Below are 16,282 nucleotides of genomic sequence, written 5' to 3'. Positions count from 1 at the left end.
GTTTCAAGTTCTGCTCTGAACCTGAAACTTGAAACAAAATAAACCTTTAATACTTCAAATAATTATTGACTACAATTTTAGCTTTCAAATCAAACATTAAATTATACAAGCCAAAGAAAGTTCTGTTCATATAAATAAAGTGCTTAGAACCGCGATTTCCGTTCATTTTTCTAAGATTAGTATCGTTAGAAAAACGTTCTCCTAACTTAGCGATGCTGTCAAAGAAAGTTTCATCAGAAAAATCAAAAGTTTCCTCTTTAAAAGGTTTTGTAAAAAGAGACAGCAGATCATGAAACATTTCGGTAAAGTAAATCACTTCTGAAGGTTTATCGTCTGCACGAAGAATTTCAAGTTCCAATAATTTTTTATTAAAAAGTACAGGATCTGTAATTACATTTTTATTAATCAACTCAAAATACGGAATATAAAAATCTTCCGGAATTATTTTCATACATCCAAAATCCAGTGCGATCAAACGGTTATGATCGTCAACCAAAAAATTTCCGGGATGCGGATCTGCGTGTACTTTTTTAAGCACATGAATTTGATACATATAAAAATCCCATAAAGCCTGACCGATTTTATCAGCCGCCTCCTGATCTTTATTGACTGATGTAAATTCTGAAAGGTGAATTCCTGTCATCCAATCCATTGTAATAATTTTCTCTGACGAAAATTCTGGATAGTAATTAGGGAAAAGTATATTTTCGATTTTATTACAAGCCTCAACAACTTCCTTACTCTGTTCTAATTCAAGCAAATAATTGGTTTCTTCGATAAGTTTGTCTTCAACTTCTTTAAAATATTTATCTGAATCTTTTCCCTGCAGGTTAAACATTCTAACTGCAATAGGTTTAACCAAAGCAAGATCTGACGAAATACTGTTGGCAACGCCCGGATATTGAATTTTAACTGCTAGTTTTTTATTGTCCTTAACCGCCAAATGCACTTGCCCGATACTCGCCGCGTTTACAGAATTGGCATTAAATTCGTCAAAGATTTCATAAGGCGTTTTTCCAAAATTGGTTTTAAAAGTTTTTAAAACCAAAGGTGCAGAAAGCGGCGGTACAGAAAATTGAGACAAAGAAAATTTCTCTACATAAGCCTGAGGCAGAAAGTTTTTATCCATGCTCAGCATCTGTGCAACTTTTAGAGCGCTTCCTTTCAGACTTTTTAGTCCGTCGTAAATATCTTCTGCATTGTTTTCGTTAAGTTTATCTCTTGTTAAGTCTGGATTTACTATTTTTTCGGCATAATGTTTAACGTAATTTACGCCAATTTTTGCACCCGTCTGAACAAGTTTTCCGGCTCTTTCAATTTTTGATGTTGGGATATAATCAATTGTTTTCATTTTCTGCTGTATATTTTTTCTTTAAAAAGGAATTTTCCTAAATCTATAAGATGGTTCAGCGGTGCTGTATTCATTAATTGGAAAGAAGCATTAACTGATTTTTCAATAAAAATATCTGTTTTTTCAAATGCAGGAGATTCATCATCCAGCCAGAATTTTATTGTCAGCATGAGTTGCAGCCAAGCCGATTCCTGAATGGCTTTTTCTTGAAATTTTTGAATCTTTTCTATTTCTAATCTATAATCATCTGTCAAAATTTCGGAAACATATTCTTTAAAACTTTCGCGAAGCGTAGTGAGCTGTACTAAGTTTTTTAAAGGATTTGGACTTGTTTTTAGAGTCTGCTTTACATAACTTCTGTTGGCAGTCAGGATTTCGAAGAATGTAAAATAAAAACTCAGCATTTTATTCTTCATATCGTATTCCAGATACTCTTCATTTTTATGCAGCAGATCTACTGTATTGACGAAAAACAGCCTGAATATTTCTTTTTCCAGACTTTCAAGACTTCCAAAAAAGAAATAAAATTCGGCTTCTTCAAAATCATTTTCTTTGGCAAAATGAAAAACAGATTTTGGTTTTGCACCTTTTTCTAAAACTTCATTCATGTAAATCGAAACAATATCTTCTCTTGTAATAGTCTTATTTGTAGCCTCCATTTGATTAAATTTAGAATTTGCATTAAAGGTAAGGAATGTTTAATTATCTTTACTTATGCCCAAACAGAATGTATTGTTAAAATAATAATAAACTCATGATTAAAAATGTTTTACTAACTGGCGGAACCGGATTTATTGGTAAGCATTTGACAGATGTTCTTCTTGACAATGGTTTTTCAGTATCCATTCTAAGCCGGACTGACCATAAAGACTCTTCGTTAATTTCCTACTACAAATGGGATCTCAACAAAAATTATATTGATGAACAAGCAGTTCTAAAAGCAGATTACATTATTCATCTCGCCGGAGAAGGAATTGTAGACAAACGATGGACCAAAAAACGCAGAAAAGCGATTTTAGAAAGCCGTATAAAACCAGTAGATTTAATTTATACCGTTTTAGAAAAACATAAAAAAACTCTGGATGCTTTTGTTTCTGCATCTGGTGTTGGCATCTATGGCGCTAAAACAAGTCATAAAATCTGCAATGAGGAAACCCCGCCCGCAGATGATTTTTTAGGAAAAACATGTGAGGAATGGGAAAAAGCAGCCGATAAAATCGGATCTCTCGGAATAAGAACAGTAAAAATAAGAACCGGAATTGTTTTAGGAAGAGACGAAGGTTTCCTAAAACATTTGACTCCTAGTTTTAAATCCGGTTTTGGTGCCGTTTTTGGAACAGGAAAACAATATCTGCCCTGGATACATATTGATGATTTGTGCAAAATATATCTAACTGCAATTGAATCAACAACAATGCACGGCGCATATAATGCGGCTGTAACAGACAATACTACCAATTCAAGATTATCAAAAACGCTTGCAAAAATTTATGGTTATTCGATCTGGATTCCAAAAGTTCCTGCCTTTGTACTTAAAATTGCTTTAGGAAAAATGAGCGAAGCGATCTTAACAGGTCAAAGGGTTTCTTCTGAAAAAATACAGCAGACTGGCTTTCAATTTCAATTTACCGATTTAGAACGAACTCTTGTAAACTGCATTAAGTAACGTTTATTTCATAATCCCGCTCAAATCTGTCTGCACTGTTTTAGAAATTTTATTCGCAACCATAAACGGAATTTCAATATCAAAATCTGTAGTTGAAATCGGAAAACTCGATACAATCTGTATTCCGTCAGAAACTTTTTTTATCAGAGCCTTTACCGTAATTACTCTGGATTTTCCGTGCAGGTATAATTTTCCCTTCACGTCATATTCCTTTTCGGTTTCAGTGATTTCTTTTAAGTCAAATTTTTCAATTTTACCTTTAAAAACAGCTTTGGGATAACGATGGCTTTCAATATAATTATCGTTAAAATGTTCTTGCATTAAATCCATTTTAAAACGAAAATCTTTGATAATAACAGTACAGATTAAAGTACTTGTTTGAGGTTCCAGAACAATTGTTCCGAGTTTGTTTACCGCTTTTACCTCTTCGAAAAAAGGAACAGAAGCTTCAAAATTTACAATAGCCGTGCTGGTTTTAAATTTATCCTGAGCTAAAATAGAAAATGCGGTAAAAAGTAAAATAAATAAAGTAGTTCTTTTCATAATCGTCATCATTTAAACAATTATGTCATTCGATTTTTTTATTTATTTGGAAGAAAAAAAACTGAATGGCAGTACTCCGTAAAAAAGTAACAGGAATCTAAATCCCTTTACTTAAAGTTACGAAATTATATGCCTCAAAGTTTATAATGCTGTACTAAATATTTGTGAAAAGTTTTAGGCTTGCAAAACTTTTCACAAATAGTATTAATTATTATATTTCGGTGCAGATTTCAACCAAGAAACCGTCCGGATCTCTTACATACGCTACAATTTGCCCCCATGGTTTTTCTATTGGCTCCGCGACCAAAACAGCTCCAAACGAAGTTGCTTTTTGTACCGTCTCCGGAACATCATCGGTTATTAAACCTATTTCTATTCCAAAAGGTTTATTGGTTAAGTTACTTTCTAAGAAACCTTCTTTTAAATTTTGATTGGCTAATTTCTTTGAAGCAAACGAAATTGTAGTTTCTCCTGTAATTAGTTCACCATAATCATTTTCTGGCGTTACAAACTTTCTTGAAAATCCAAATGCATTTTCATAGAATGCAATCGAGTTTTCAACATTGTCAACATATAAAATTGTGTATCCGAATTTTACCATCTTTTTATTTTTTAAGTATCTAAAATTAATGCAAAATAATTTATATAAAAAATATTATCCGATTTCCAACAGTACATTATATTGATCTAAACTCACCAAATCTTCAATCGAATTGACATTGGCTGTTTTAGCATGTTCTTCTACTTCTTTTTTAGATTCAATTTGTTTGATGCATTTTCTAAAACGTCGGACTTCGTCTAAATTGGATAAAATAAGACCTGGCACCTGAACACTTTTTCCTTCTTTGTCTTTGGCTACCATAGTAAAATAAGAGGAGTTACAATGTTTTACAGCGCCTGTTTGTATGTTTTCAGATTCTACTCTAATTCCTACAATCATAGAACTTCTTCCCACATAGTTTACAGAAGCCTTCATGGTTACCAATTCTCCAACTTCAATTGGTTTAAGAAAATTTACAGTATCTACAGAAGCCGTAACGCAGTAATTTCCAGAGAATTTAGAAGCGCAGGCAAAAGCAATCTGATCCAGTAAAAGTAAAATATAACCTCCATGAATTTTACCGCTAAAATTGGTGTGCGAAGGCAGCATTAGCTCAGAAATACTTACTTTAGAAGAAGAAACAGGTTTATAATCGGCAGTCATGTGGTATTAATTTAAGTATTATTTTCTAGTTTAATGGTTCGTTTTCGTCAGTATTGGCTCTTGCAATAATATTTTCTGGAAGTGACTTTTTTGCCTTTGCTCCCATCTTCTTTAATCGCTCTACACTCGAAATTAAATTTCCTTTACCGTCAACCAGCTTGTTCATGGCGTTTTCATATTCGGTTTTGGTATCTTTAATTTTGTTTCCGATTCTCACTAGATCGCTGACAAAGCCTTCAAATTTATCATATAAGGCACCAGCTTGTCTGGCAATTTCAAAAGCATTCTCCTGCTGTTTTTGATTTGCCCACATACTGTCAATAGTTCGTAAAGTCGCTAAAAGTGTAGACGGCGTCACGATAACAATATTACGATCAAAAGCTTTATTATATAACGCAGGATCTTCATTTAATGCAATCGCAAAAGCGGGTTCTATCGGGATAAAAAGCAGTACAAAATCCGGACTTTCTATTTGATATAAATCATGGTAATTTTTGTTTCCGAGTTGTTCGACATGCCTTCTAATAGAGCTGACGTGTTCTTTTAAAAAATCAGTTTTTAAAATTTCCGTTTCTTCGTTGACCCATTTTTCATATGCCACCAAGGAAACTTTAGAATCTACAATCATTTTTTTGCCATCGGGCAGATTAATGACCACATCGGGAAAAACTCTTGCGCCTTCACTATTTGTAAAACTCTGCTGCACTTCGTATTCTCTGCCTTTTTCCAGACCAGATTTTTCTAATACTCGTTCCAGTACGAGTTCGCCCCAATTTCCCTGCATTTTACTATCGCCTTTTAATGCTTTGGTTAAGTTTAAGGTTTCCTTACTCATTTGAGCATTCATTTCGCTCAAACCAATAATCTGCTGGCGCAGTGCGGCATGATAATCAATACTTTCTTTATGGGTCTGTTCTACTTTTTGCTCAAATCCCTGAATTTTATCCTGTAGCGGCAACAGAATATTTTTCATGTTTTCGCTGTTCTGTTCTGTAAATTTAGCTGATTTTTCTTCGAGTATTTTATTGGCCAGATTTTCAAATTCTTTGGTGAATTTTTCCTGAAGTTCTGTTATTTCGCTTTTCTGTTCTTTATGTCGTTCCCACAGATTCTCAAAATCGACTTCTTTTTTAGAGAGCTGAATAGCCAGACTGTCTTTTTCTGTCCGAATATTTTCTTTCTCCAAATTATTAACCTGAAGTTGTTTTTGAAAATTTATTCTTTCATTTTCAAACTGTCCCTGATTCAATTGCATCTGGTTTACCGCTGCATTTAATCGCTCTTCCAGACTAATTTTTTCTGCCTGAAATTTTGCAGAAAACAGCAATTTTCCAAAGTAAACGCCTAAAAAAAGCGCCACTGCAAAAGCCAGCAAAGCAGGAAGAAAGTCGGTCATAGGTACAATTTATTTGAAGTAAAAGTACGCAATTATACGTAGTACGTAGTTTATAAAATCGAAATTTCACGAATTAGTACTCATTCTAAATTAAATCAAAAAATAAAAATTTAGCACGCAACCTTTTTAATAGAACGTAATCTACTAAATATAACCTATTAAAAAATTATCATGAAAAAATTAATGCTGAGCTTATTTATAGCTTTTGGATTGGGTGCCTGTTCTGTTAACAATGACGATTATAATGTTGACTGCGGTACTTATGCAGATTTAGCTTTTACAGGTTTCCCCCTGCCATGTAATTACAGCTTAAAAACGCCTCCTAGTGCTGCTACTGCAGTGTATGTAACCAATCAGGATAAGATGGATGCCACTTTTACAAAACACGATAATACTTGTGCAAATCCTACTGACGCCGCCATAGATTTTAGTAAAAACAGTTTGATCGGAATTTTTGCAGGACCTAAAGAAACAAATGGTTATGCTATAAAAATTACTTCACTTGTAGAAAATAAATGCCAGATTGTTGTAAATTTTTACGAAAAAAGCCCTTTGCCAGGAGAAACTATTTCGCAGACCCGTACTTATCCGGCAGATTATATTTTGATCCCAAAAACATTAAAAGGAATTGTCTTTAATAGAACTACAGAAACATCAGACAATATCGTAATTGGAAGTTATGGTACGGCAAATTCTTTTTTTCAACTTAATGACTTCAACACTTTAAAATACTTAAATGTAGTAACTGGAAGTTATAATTTTGATCAATATAAATATGATGCAAAAACCAAAAGAGATGAATATAATGCTTTCCTTAAAAAAGTTCCAACAGAAATTTTGAACTTAAAAGGACAGACTAAAACTTATGGTACTCCTAACAGTGCAAATCAGGGTGGTATTTATTTTGAATTACGTCAGGGTGCAACAGTTACAAAAGTTTACATCGATGTAACAGATACTGCAGATCAAAATACGGAGGTTATCCTTTTTAAGAAAGCGATACAAGATAAAATCAACAGTTTAAAATAATCAAGCCATGAAAAAGTTTTTATTCTTTTTTATCGTATTTGGTCTTTTTACCACAGCTTATTCATTAGATTCCTCTAATGTGACTGAGGGTTCGATTGTCAATTCCTGGACATGGGAAAAATCTGTAGGAGGCGCGGGCAATCCTTATATTTCTACTCCAAAATCTATAGGATTCAGCAAAAAAATTGTCTTTACAGATAACGGAAGAGTTATTACTTATAAAAATGGTGTCGAGATTAGAAACAGCACTTATCAGCTGGAAAAAGGCATTGGTTATTCTGATCAGGCAGAGCATGACTTACTCACGTTTGAAGGCAAAACATACGTAATAGAAAGTCTTGACAATCAGAATCTAACCATTTTATGCAACAGTCAGGACGGCGCTCGCACTATTTACAAAAGATAGTTTTATAATCTTATAAACGCTATTTTTGCAAAACCAAATTTAACCATTTTTTGAAAAACGATTTAGAAAAATATATCAAACTGTGCATTAAAAATGACAGAGAGGGACAACTGAAAATTTATCAGTTGTTCTCTCCTGTTTTATATGGTATTTGTTTGAAATATATGAAAAATGAAGATGACGCAAAAGATGTCTTTCAAGAGGCTTTTGTGATTGTTTTTCAGAAAATAAGCCAATACAAATTTGAAGGAAGTTTTGAAGGCTGGCTCAAACGTATTTTTATCAACAAACTCATCGAAACTTTAAATAAAAAGAAAAAAGAAAGTTTTTTTCTCGATGTTTTTGATCCCGATACCGATTTTGTTGAAGAAGAAGAATTAGATATTATTCCGATAGAACAAGAAAAGTTACTAGAATATATTCGAGATCTCCCCGATCAATACCGGACGGTTTTTAACTTATATGTTTTTGAAAAATTGAAACATAAAGAGATTGCCGAATTACTAAAAATATCAGAAGGCACATCAAAATCAAATTTAAACCGAGCCAAGCACATTTTGCAAAAAAAGATTTTGAGCATAAAAAATTTTAAAACAGCATGAAGAAGCAAAAAATAGAAGATATCTTTTCATCAATGGAAAACTTTTCGAGTGTTCCGCCGCCAGAATTATGGGCACAGATTGAAGAGAAATTAGAAAAACCCAAAAAGAAAAAAAGAGCTATTCTTTGGTGGTCGGCTGCTGCGTGCTTGTTATTAGGATTAATGCTTAATTCTATTTTTCATCTTAATAATACATCTGGAATAAAAAATATAAATAGCAATTCATTAGAAAACAACAGTGTAGTTCTTGATTCGAAAAAAAATAATCTGGAGAAAAACAGCACAATTTCGACAAAAGAGAATGATAATACTTTAAAATCAGATCCTAATATTATTGTTGAAAGTCCAAATGAATTGGCTGATTCCTCAGATGATCAAAATCAGTTAGAAAACTCCAATAAAAGCTCTAAAAACAAATCAAACAAAAGTATTTTAGATCCTAAATCTAATGCTGTAAATAAAAATCAGGCTGTTGCTGAAAAAACTTTCATTTCTGATGACAAAAACGCATTAAATACAGATACTAAATATCAAAATTTAAAAGATAAAAAAGCAAATTCAAATAAGGCTGTTGCGGATCATCAATTTGCTCCGGCTAAAGAAAACCTGATTAAAAATGCTTCGAATAATGAAGATTCAAAAAACAGTAAAAACAGAACTGTAAATCAGGCAGTGGCCGAAAAATCATTTGTTCCGGCAAAAGAGAATTTGTTTAATACAGATTCTAAAAATCAGACTGCAACTGGTAAAAACAGAACTGTAAACCAAACAGTGGCAGAAAAGTCATTTGTTCCGACAAAAGAGAATTTGTTTAATACAGATTCTAATAATCAAACTGCAACTGGTAAAAATAGAACTGTAAACCAAACAGTAGCAGAAAAATCATTTGTTCCGGCAAAAGAAAATTCATTTACCATAGATTCTAAAAATCAAACTGCAACTGGTAAAAACAGAACTGTAAACCAAACAGTAGCAGAAAAGTCATTTGTTCCGGCTAAAGAGAATTTGTTTAATACAGATTCTAATAATCAAACTGCAACTGGTAAAAATAGAACTGTAAACCAAACAGTAGCAGAAAAATCATTTGTTCCGGCTAAAGAGAATTTGTTTAATACAGATTCTAAGAATCAAATTGCAAATAATAAAACCAAAAAGACAAATCAAGCTTTGGCTGAACAGAAAATTTCTTTTGGAAAACAAGATCAATTTAATTCTCCTAAAAAACAGCTTTCAAATTCAATTTTTGATGAGCAGCTGCTTTCTAAAAATAATAAAAATACCGCATTTAATACAACAAATCCCGTTTTAAACGGAGCTGAAAATACTGTTAGCGAAAGCAAAACGACACAAAAAAGTAAGAACACAGCAGATGAAAAATTTATTGCAAGTACTCAAAAAGACAACTCTAAATTTAATAATGCTGTCTTAAGCAAAAAAGATTCTGTGCAATTGGCTGAGCTTCAGAATTTAGAAAAAGGAATTATTGTTCCTGAAACTAAAGAAGAAAAAGAAACTAAAGCTGTCAAAAAAGGAGAAAAATGGGCTGTCGCTGTTTTTGCCGGGATTGCCAATTCTGAAAATTATAAAAATGAAAAAACGCTTGGCAATGTTAATGATTCTAAGCAAACAAGTACATACGGTGTAAAAACGAAATATAAAATCAACAAAAGATGGGCCGTAGCTTCTGGTTTTAAAATAAACGAATTAGGACAGAGTGTTGCTAATGTCTCGTACATGAGTGCAAAAAACAACGTCTTTTTTACTATTGGAGATAACTATGCTGCACAAAATTTGGCTGCAGCTCCAATTGCAACCGACAGTAATTATTTACTGATTCCAGCGAACACCAAAGAAGCGGTCAGCAGTTCGAATATTCAGACTGGAAATTTAGATCAAAGTTTAAGATATATCGAAATGCCGTTGGAAGTTTCGTATTCTGTATTTAATAAAAACAAAGCCAGCATCAATTTAAACACGGGCGGTTTTGTTGGTAAGTTAATTTCTAATCAGGTAATCCTGGATGGAACTTCACTCGGACAAAATGTAAATGCAAACGATTATGTCTACGGTTCTACCCTGAGCAGTACGCTGCAGTATCAGGTTTATAAAAAGACAAATGTTTTTGTGGAACCTGCTGTAAATTATTATATAAATCCGTTGAACAGCCAGTCTTTCAATCAATTCCAATGGGGATTAAATTTCGGACTTAATGTTTCTTTTTAAAAGTTGTTTATTGTAAGTTTAAAAAATATTTCTTTTTAAACTTACAATAAAATGACTACCCAAAATAACTGGATCAATCAGGAATCAATACCTTCTGATCTTATTCTTGCAAAGAATCTAATTTTTGACTTTTGTGATATTGATTGTACACAACCTCAGCCAGAAGCCGAAAGTAAAGAATATGATGCGTATCGTTTTACATTAAACAAAAAAGAAATCTGTTACAGATCAGCAAAAATTACTCCGACCAAAACGGGCCAGTTTGTAACGTTGTGGAAACGAAATAATGATGGCATAATTGAACCTTTTGATTTTTCTGATGCCATTGATTTTGTCCTAGTCAATGTCCGTAAAAATGATCTTTTCGGGCAATTTATTTTTCCTAAAGAAATACTGCTGGCAAAAGGAGTTTTCTCGACAACAAACAAAGAAGGAAAAAGAGCCACAAGAGTTTATCCTCCTTGGGATGAAACGACGAATAAACAGGCAGAAAAAACGCAAAAGTGGCAGTTAGAATATTTTCTTTCCATACCAAATCAAGATGCTGTTGATTTAAATAAAGCTAAAAAATTATTACAGCTTCACTGAAATTCTGATTAGCAAAAAAGCCGTTCAAATGAACGGCTTTTTTGCTTTTATTTTTTTACTTTTTAATGATCTTATCCTTGAAGATTACCTTATTATTTTCGGTTACCGTATAGATATAAAATCCTGCTGCTAAATTGTTTATCGAAATTGATGCTGTATTGATTTCAGATTCGTCTTTTACCTGTATCGGATTGCCGACTGCGCGTCCGTTTATATCGTACAATCTGATTTTCAAATTTCTGCCGGCATTTGTTTTTACCGCAAAATTTAATTGATCAGATGCCGGGTTTGGATAGGCTTTTACAAAATAATTACTTTTACCAAAATCTGGTGTCGACAATACATCTTGTTTTAATTCGAATCGGGCAATTACCGGACCGTGATCTGAGGTTGTAGTTGTATAACTCGGAATGTCATTACGAGGATCGTATACCGCAATTGAATTTGGAATGTATTGATCTGATAATTCATTAGAAATCACAATATGATCTAAAAATCCTCCAGAACTTAAAAAACTGAATGCTCCAGCCTGGCTGATTCCTAATGTTAAAGCATTATAACGATTTGTATCTGTAACAATGCTTTCATAAGACGATCCTTGTCCTGCAATAACAGAGGTTTTTACATCGTCATTAAAATCTCCTAAAATCATAAAGTTAGCATCTGGATAATGCGCATCTAAACTATCTTTAAGAACTTGTGCATCGTATTTACGCATATTATATCTCGAAATATCTGAGCCGCTGTTGGCGCGTGCATGCAGGTCAATCAAATTAATTTCTTTTGTAATACCGCCAAGGTTTGTTTCTACCGTAACTAAATATGGTAAACGTCCAGAAGAGAAAAAGCTGCTGCCATTACCACCAGGATAATTTGGTAATGTTTTTGTTCCGGCACGAACCTCATCGTATAATTCTTTAAACATTACTCTGGTTTTCTTAACCGTTGTGGTTTGAGTATTGTAAATAACTACCAATTTTTGAGGCGGGAAATTTGGATCTGGCGCCTGAAACGAATACGACCATGATGTAGAAATTGTTTTATCAAATGTTTTTCCGTTAATGCTTATTTGCTGAATTAAATCATTCAAAGAAGCATCATCAGAAACTTCCTGTACAACATACACATCTGCGTCTAGTTTATTCATCACCTTGGCAACGTTTTGTACTTGCAGTACATTATCTGTAGGACCAAACTCAACTCCATCTGTACCTTTTACCGCGGTCCCAAAAAATTCTAAGTTGTAGCTCACCACATCATAAGTATCTGCTTTAGGAAGCGATGATCCTGTTAATGATCCGATTTGTTTGTTTAATGAAGTTCCAGAAACGGTCAATTTACCCGTTATTGCCAATTGTTTTGATGATGGTGTAAATCTTACGAAAATTGTTTTATTCGCCGCCGTTGCTGCATCAACAACTATACTGGATTGAAACGTAATATTGTCTAAGGAAATCTGATAATCTAAAGGCGCTGTAAGTGTAATATCTCCATAACCATCTGCTTTAAGAACAAAAGACTGACTTGCAGAAGTTGTATTTGCAATAACAGCACCAAAATCCAAAACAGGATTTGCATCTACATAACCGCCTTCATTAGTAATCGCAATATCATCTATTGACCATTCAGCAGCATTATCAGTACCTCCCGATGCAGTTTCATAAACCCATGCCAGATAAGTATGATCTGTTTTAAATGCGCTTAAGTTTATATAGGCTGATTGAAAATAAGTTCCGGTTATGGTTGGAAATTTTCCGTCTAATGCTGTCCACGTTGCAGTTTCAGGACTGCTTATTCCGTCATAATTTGTAGAAACCATTAATTTTAAACTTGGTCCCCCATAAAACTTACGCGAATAGAATGACAATAAAGCAAATTTATCAAATGTATCTAAACGTAATTTTGGCGAAATCAGCCAGTCTTTACTTGCTCCGGTATCTGAGAATCCATTTACTAAAACGGCTCCAGTTCCTGTATTTACATTTCGCACTACTGTAGTATGAGTCCATTTGTTTGTCGTTCCTGCAAGATTATACTGTGTCCAGCCGCTATTTGTTAAAACATTTGGATCTTCAAAATCCTGAACATAAGGGTTAGACCCTATTCCATACACAGAAATTGTTTTACTCAAAGCCCCAGCAGTTTCATGGGTTATTGTTCCGGTAAAAACTCCTGTTGCAGTTGGTTTAAAACGTACATACACTGTTTGAACAGCATTTGAAGCAAATTCGGCAGCCGTATAACTCACTGTCGACTGAAAAGTAATATTATCTTTTGAAACACTGAAATTAGCACTTGCAGTCAAATTAACCGGACTGTTTATATTTTTTCCGTTGATTTGATAACTCAAAATTGAGGAATCAATATTTTGTTCACTGCTTCCAAAATTTAGAGCTGTACTTGTTGTTCTTATGGATGGAATAAGGGTTGCTGCAGTTGTGACATCTAATTTATCTGCTGCGGTTTGAAGGTTTCCAAAAAAATCTTCAGAAACAGAATAAACTGTGTACGATGTACTTGCTGTTAAGCCTGTCAAAATTTTTGAATATTCTAATGACTTATTGGTAATATCTACAGAACCTGCCTGAAGAGCTGCAACTCCCGAAGCGTCTAAACCTGCTTTTATTTGTGCTGCTGTTGGCTGTGCGCTGCCAGAAGCTGTTAAAACGAAGTATGTTGTACCAACTTCATTTATTTTACTAAAAAAGTCAAATCCATCTGATAAAATTTCTGCAATTTTAGGATAGCCCGATTCGTTAACCGGAGCTGCTTTATCATCGCCAACTTTTAAATTATCAATTGCAAAAGAAGGTCTTGATCCTGCACCCGACTCTTGTCTGGAAATCCATCGTATTTGAACCACCGCCTGATTATCGCATTCTGCAGGAAGTGTAATTTTTATGTTCTTCAAATTCTGCGGAGTTGTAACAGCCGTGATCTGCTGATCGACAGTGTTCTTGTATACCGTTTCTGGTATAAAAGTAAATGCTGCAGTTGTTCCCACACGGTATTGTAATACCATCTCGTTAATACGTGTAGAAACAGGATTTCCCGCTAATCCATAAGGATTGCGTATGGTCATGGCATCGTATTGAAGTTGAATACCAGTTTTATTAAGGGTAGAAAAAGCAAATGCGATAGTTAGATCTAAAGATGAACCATTTAAGAAACCGATTTTACCATTATAATTATGAAAATTACCACTGCTGGTGGCTGCAGTACTGCTTGCTATAAGAGGTCTATCAGCTCCAACTGTCGCGTTGGTGTTAAAAGCAGCTCCTGGACTCGTAGAAGCTGTCCAGCCTTGAAATCCTTTTGGAAAAGCTGTGGCAGTCGGCGCTAATGTATCAAAATTTTGAGTGTACGGCAGTTTATGAACTGCTGGCATGGTCTGAGATAATATATCTTGAGAAAAGCACCCAAAAAAACATGAAAAAGCCAGAATATGGCGTAAGAAGTAAATTTTTTTCATACGTTTTAGAATAGAGTTTTTAGAAGTCTAATTTATAGCCTTTAAAGTTAAGCTAATATTATAAAACTATAAACTTAATGTTTGTTTATTTATTAATATAATTCAATAAAACACAAAATTAAATTCATTACATTAAAATAAATCTAAACAAAAAGCCATAATATAAGACATAATTCAAAACAAGCATTACACAAAAGCACCTCGTAAACACCCGTATTTCCTACAAATAACTCTTTTAAATGCAAAAAAAAGCAGTAAACATTTGCTTACTGCTTTTTTTAATCGAAGCTTTTCGTAATTTATTATACCGCAGTATAACCACCATCAGCTATTATATAACTTCCTGTTGTGAAAGATGATTTATCAGAATTTAAGAAAACTACCAACTCTGCAATTTCTTCGGCAGTTCCCAAACGATTCATTGCAGATTTCGCCGCTACGGCGGTCATCATATCTTTGTTCAGATTATCTTTTAAAAGCGCTGTTTCAATATAACCAGGCCCCACAGCATTGCATCTAATATTTTTTTGTGCATATTCTACTGCGATATTTTTTGTCAAACCTACAACTCCATGTTTACTCGCTGTATAAGCCACGCTGTTTGGCGCCGCTACTTGACCGTGTATCGAGGCAATATTGACAATACTTCCACCGCCATTTTTCTCCATTTGTTCTAATTGATAGCGGCAGGCATAAAAAACACCACTCAAATTAAGTGCTATAACTTTATCCCAAGACTCTGGCTCGTATTCGCCGGTTGGTTTAGCCGGACCGCCCATTCCTGCATTATTACAGGCAATATCCAGACGACCGTATTTAGAGACTGTCACTTCAACCATGTGTTTATTATCACTTGCACTCGATGAATCTCCCTTTACAAAAAAAGCTTCTCCACCACTTTCTTTTATTGTTTGTACGGTTGCCTCTCCGTGTTCTACATTTATATCAGATACTACTACTTTTGCTCCTTCTCGAGCGTAAGGTTCTGCAACTGCGCGTCCGATTCCAGAACCTCCGCCAGATACAAAAGCAACTTTGTTTTCTAAAAGTGCCATTTTAATTAAATTTTAAAATTGATACTTCTAATTTACGAAGAACTAAACAAGAAGCCGGCTCTTATTACAGGTTTACAATAACATTAACTTCTTATGCTAATCAAATGTTATTTTACCATAATCTAATCTAAAAAAAGATAAAATTTTTGTATTGTGTAATTATTTTCAACACATAGAAACATAGATATTGTAAACTTATAAAAGGCGTTTCACTTGTTTTAACAAACATAGCTATGTGTAAAAAATCAAGATTTTTTAAAATTATCTTTCCTAAACATTTTAAATCCTATGTTTCTATGTGTTAAATTAACTTTTTTTGATAATTATACCGAACGAATTATTGGCATTAATCTTCCTCGTCTAACTTCATATTACCGCGGTCTTTATGATTGTCAGGATGCGAATTAGGATAACGATTGGCCGTAACATCAGAATTTCTATCTTTGTTTTCAACTGTTTTTTCGGCTTCTTCTTCTGTCGAAACACCACGATTTGCATTTGCATTACTGCTCATGGTTTTGGAAGGAACTTTTTCTATTTTCTCGTTTTCGTTTCGTGCTCTTTTTACTGTTTCCTTATTTCCGTCAGTATCCGTTACAACCTCTGTATTTAATTTTGGTTCTTTTGATTCTGAATCGTGAGAAACATTTTTTCCTTTAGATTCTTCTATATTTTTCTGTGCGCCGTTTATTTTCTTTGTTCCTAAATTATTATTTTCCATGACCTTATATTTTAATTGTATATATAA

15 protein-coding genes are annotated in these 16,282 nt (G+C 33.7%); 6 read left to right on the top strand and 9 right to left on the bottom strand.

Annotation, left to right across the window (positions count from 1 at the left end; genetic code table 11):
• Positions 1–46: 46 nt before the first annotated feature.
• Entirely contained in the window at positions 47–1,351 is a 1,305-nt protein-coding gene (locus B0A68_RS08850) for an ABC1 kinase family protein (protein WP_035679752.1), read from the bottom strand.
• Complete coding sequence (locus B0A68_RS08845; protein WP_035679749.1) at positions 1,348–2,010, bottom strand: TetR family transcriptional regulator C-terminal domain-containing protein; 663 nt, start codon at positions 2,008–2,010, stop codon at positions 1,348–1,350. Before B0A68_RS08845 ends, B0A68_RS08850 begins: the two co-directional genes overlap by 4 nt.
• Positions 2,011–2,105: 95 nt before the next feature.
• On the opposite strand from B0A68_RS08845, the gene B0A68_RS08840 reads away from it, so the two are divergent.
• Positions 2,106–3,017 carry a TIGR01777 family oxidoreductase gene (locus B0A68_RS08840; RefSeq protein ID WP_035679746.1) on the top strand — a complete coding sequence of 304 codons (912 nt, stop codon included), beginning with the start codon at positions 2,106–2,108 and terminating at the stop codon, positions 3,015–3,017.
• A gap of 3 nt (positions 3,018–3,020) precedes the next feature.
• Here the strand turns inward: B0A68_RS08840 and B0A68_RS08835 are convergent, their stop codons facing one another.
• The 4 genes from B0A68_RS08835 to rmuC all read right to left on the bottom strand — a co-directional run bounded on the left by B0A68_RS08835 (position 3,021) and on the right by rmuC (position 6,160).
• On the bottom strand, positions 3,021–3,560 hold the full coding sequence (locus B0A68_RS08835; protein WP_035679742.1) for a YceI family protein: 540 nt from the start codon (positions 3,558–3,560) through the stop codon (positions 3,021–3,023).
• Positions 3,561–3,771: 211 nt separating this feature from the next.
• A complete protein-coding gene (locus B0A68_RS08830) occupies positions 3,772–4,161 on the bottom strand; it encodes a VOC family protein (RefSeq protein ID WP_035679739.1) in 390 nt (129 codons plus the stop codon).
• Between the two features lie 54 nt (positions 4,162–4,215).
• Positions 4,216–4,764 carry an acyl-CoA thioesterase gene (locus B0A68_RS08825; protein WP_035679736.1) on the bottom strand — a complete coding sequence of 183 codons (549 nt, stop codon included), beginning with the start codon at positions 4,762–4,764 and terminating at the stop codon, positions 4,216–4,218.
• A 25-nt stretch (positions 4,765–4,789) separates the two neighbouring features.
• Positions 4,790–6,160 carry a DNA recombination protein RmuC gene (gene rmuC / locus B0A68_RS08820; RefSeq protein WP_035679733.1) on the bottom strand — a complete coding sequence of 457 codons (1,371 nt, stop codon included), beginning with the start codon at positions 6,158–6,160 and terminating at the stop codon, positions 4,790–4,792.
• Positions 6,161–6,331: 171 nt separating this feature from the next.
• On the opposite strand from rmuC, the gene B0A68_RS08815 reads away from it, so the two are divergent.
• Genes B0A68_RS08815 through B0A68_RS08795 form a run of 5 tightly spaced genes read left to right on the top strand, consistent with a single transcriptional unit; the run spans position 6,332 to position 11,007 of the window.
• Complete coding sequence (locus B0A68_RS08815) at positions 6,332–7,189, top strand: protease complex subunit PrcB family protein (RefSeq protein WP_035679731.1); 858 nt, start codon at positions 6,332–6,334, stop codon at positions 7,187–7,189.
• 7 nt (positions 7,190–7,196) lie between these two features.
• Positions 7,197–7,595, top strand: a complete 399-nt coding sequence (locus B0A68_RS08810; RefSeq protein ID WP_035679729.1) for a hypothetical protein — start codon at positions 7,197–7,199, stop codon at positions 7,593–7,595.
• Between the two features lie 50 nt (positions 7,596–7,645).
• The gene (locus B0A68_RS08805) at positions 7,646–8,197 is read left to right on the top strand and encodes an RNA polymerase sigma factor (RefSeq protein ID WP_035679726.1); all 552 of its coding nucleotides are present in this window, start codon (positions 7,646–7,648) and stop codon (positions 8,195–8,197) included.
• The gene (locus B0A68_RS08800; protein ID WP_035679723.1) at positions 8,194–10,419 is read left to right on the top strand and encodes a hypothetical protein; all 2,226 of its coding nucleotides are present in this window, start codon (positions 8,194–8,196) and stop codon (positions 10,417–10,419) included. The genes B0A68_RS08805 and B0A68_RS08800 overlap by 4 nt, the downstream gene beginning before the upstream one ends.
• 51 nt (positions 10,420–10,470) lie before the next feature.
• Positions 10,471–11,007, top strand: coding sequence for a MepB family protein (locus B0A68_RS08795; RefSeq protein ID WP_035679721.1), 537 nt, complete (start codon positions 10,471–10,473; stop codon positions 11,005–11,007).
• A gap of 55 nt (positions 11,008–11,062) precedes the next feature.
• Here the strand turns inward: B0A68_RS08795 and B0A68_RS08790 are convergent, their stop codons facing one another.
• The 3 genes from B0A68_RS08790 to B0A68_RS08780 form a co-directional block, all read right to left on the bottom strand.
• Positions 11,063–14,479 (bottom strand): T9SS-dependent choice-of-anchor J family protein, encoded by a 3,417-nt coding sequence (locus B0A68_RS08790; protein WP_035679719.1) that lies wholly within the window; start codon positions 14,477–14,479, stop codon positions 11,063–11,065.
• 302 nt (positions 14,480–14,781) lie between these two features.
• Positions 14,782–15,534 carry an SDR family NAD(P)-dependent oxidoreductase gene (locus tag B0A68_RS08785; protein WP_035679716.1) on the bottom strand — a complete coding sequence of 251 codons (753 nt, stop codon included), beginning with the start codon at positions 15,532–15,534 and terminating at the stop codon, positions 14,782–14,784.
• A gap of 346 nt (positions 15,535–15,880) precedes the next feature.
• Positions 15,881–16,255 carry a hypothetical protein gene (locus B0A68_RS08780; protein ID WP_035681974.1) on the bottom strand — a complete coding sequence of 125 codons (375 nt, stop codon included), beginning with the start codon at positions 16,253–16,255 and terminating at the stop codon, positions 15,881–15,883.
• Positions 16,256–16,282: the final 27 nt, after the last annotated feature.

This window comes from Flavobacterium reichenbachii (assembly GCF_002217435.1).
Taxonomy (GTDB): Bacteria; Bacteroidota; Bacteroidia; order Flavobacteriales; family Flavobacteriaceae; genus Flavobacterium; species Flavobacterium reichenbachii.
The sequence above is the reverse complement of the archived record's forward strand: the minus strand, read 5'-3'. Positions and strand labels throughout refer to the sequence as shown.

Coding starts and splice junctions, on each gene's coding strand:
- B0A68_RS08790 (WP_035679719.1), bottom strand. CDS start 14,479: ATGAAAAAAATTTACTTCTTACGCCATATTCTGGCTTTTTCATGTTTT.
- B0A68_RS08825 (WP_035679736.1), bottom strand. CDS start 4,764: ATGACTGCCGATTATAAACCTGTTTCTTCTTCTAAAGTAAGTATTTCT.
- B0A68_RS08785 (WP_035679716.1), bottom strand. CDS start 15,534: ATGGCACTTTTAGAAAACAAAGTTGCTTTTGTATCTGGCGGAGGTTCT.
- B0A68_RS08840 (WP_035679746.1), top strand. CDS start 2,106: ATGATTAAAAATGTTTTACTAACTGGCGGAACCGGATTTATTGGTAAG.
- B0A68_RS08780 (WP_035681974.1), bottom strand. CDS start 16,255: ATGGAAAATAATAATTTAGGAACAAAGAAAATAAACGGCGCACAGAAA.
- B0A68_RS08800 (WP_035679723.1), top strand. CDS start 8,194: ATGAAGAAGCAAAAAATAGAAGATATCTTTTCATCAATGGAAAACTTT.
- B0A68_RS08815 (WP_035679731.1), top strand. CDS start 6,332: ATGAAAAAATTAATGCTGAGCTTATTTATAGCTTTTGGATTGGGTGCC.
- B0A68_RS08845 (WP_035679749.1), bottom strand. CDS start 2,010: ATGGAGGCTACAAATAAGACTATTACAAGAGAAGATATTGTTTCGATT.
- rmuC (WP_035679733.1), bottom strand. CDS start 6,160: ATGACCGACTTTCTTCCTGCTTTGCTGGCTTTTGCAGTGGCGCTTTTT.
- B0A68_RS08850 (WP_035679752.1), bottom strand. CDS start 1,351: ATGAAAACAATTGATTATATCCCAACATCAAAAATTGAAAGAGCCGGA.
- B0A68_RS08795 (WP_035679721.1), top strand. CDS start 10,471: ATGACTACCCAAAATAACTGGATCAATCAGGAATCAATACCTTCTGAT.
- B0A68_RS08830 (WP_035679739.1), bottom strand. CDS start 4,161: ATGGTAAAATTCGGATACACAATTTTATATGTTGACAATGTTGAAAAC.
- B0A68_RS08810 (WP_035679729.1), top strand. CDS start 7,197: ATGAAAAAGTTTTTATTCTTTTTTATCGTATTTGGTCTTTTTACCACA.
- B0A68_RS08835 (WP_035679742.1), bottom strand. CDS start 3,560: ATGAAAAGAACTACTTTATTTATTTTACTTTTTACCGCATTTTCTATT.